The sequence below is a fragment of the Anaerosporobacter sp. genome, assembly GCF_965301125.1.
Genome location: NZ_CBDLAM010000130.1, coordinates 10,208 through 11,371, shown reverse-complemented (window position 1 = coordinate 11,371; position 1,164 = coordinate 10,208). Strand labels below are relative to the sequence as shown.

At 36.9% G+C, this 1,164-nt stretch carries 1 protein-coding gene; it reads left to right on the top strand.

Translation table 11 applies throughout. The features are described 5' to 3' along the window. On the top strand, positions 1–1,162 hold a 1,162-nt coding region (locus ACW2QF_RS13655; RefSeq protein ID WP_455716559.1), incomplete at its 5' end, for a cellulose binding domain-containing protein. Positions 1,163–1,164 lie beyond the last annotated feature (2 nt).

Here is a 1,164-nt window from a genome sequence, read left to right as displayed (position 1 = left end):
GAGGAGTACTATGAGAGGTAAAACAAAGACTAGGGGATTTATAAGGCCTACATGGTGTAGAGTGCTTGCACTTTTATTAATCATTTCTACTGTGGTAGGGTCAATACCAGAGAGAGCATTTGCTAAAGCTACAACAAATGATGATGGAACAGAAACTACTTATACGCAAGATGATTACGAAATTATATACAAAGAGGTAAATACATGGGAAAATTACGCTAATATTAATATCACTATCAAAAATACTGGAAAAGAGATTATTGATAACTGGGAAATTCAGTGTGAGTATGATGCTGAGATTTCAAACATATGGAGTGCTGAGATAGGATCTAGTGAAGATAAAAACTATAGTATCATAGCCAAGGAAGATAATGCTTCTATTCCAGTTGGAGGAAGTGTAAGTTTTGGATTTACTGGACTTGGGGAGAATGCAAAGCCTGTTGCACCAAGCGACATGACATTAATATGTGACAAGGACAGAACAGAAAATGACGATGATGAACCGGGGACACCTGGAGGAAGCAATCCAGGAACGAATATTGTATTGCCTGAGGAATGGAGTGGTCTGGGATATGCCCTATACGCAGGTGGAAGCCAGAACTTATCTCTATATACATATAAGACAAGTATTACTGGGGACGTACATACTAATAAAGATTTTTATTACCAAGGAACTTCATTGGAAATAACCGGGGAATTAGAAGCTTGTGGAGCAATTACAACGAATACATCAAGCCAAGAAGGTAGTCTTCAGATTGGGAAGAAAGAGGAGAATGCCACTTCGATTGATATGCCCGATATAACGAAAGAAGTTTATGAGCATATCAAGGATACGGCCAAAGTATATGACAGCAATAAAACGTTTGAGAGCAATCGTGTAGCGATTATCAATCCTATTTATGTGAATGGACGAACCACATTTAATGCGACAGAATTTCTTGGAAAGGGAATCATCTATAGTGAAGACTCCATTACCTATAATGTTGGCTCAGTTTCAACACCAGATGATTCAAGGATTTTATTATGCGCTGAAAATGGTGACATCACGTTAAATGGCTCTGAAATTAACATGAATGCAATACTATATGCCCCAAATGGAACAGTATATGTGATTGCAAATAATTTAAATTTAAACGAAAAAATTATTGAAAAACAGGTATGAAT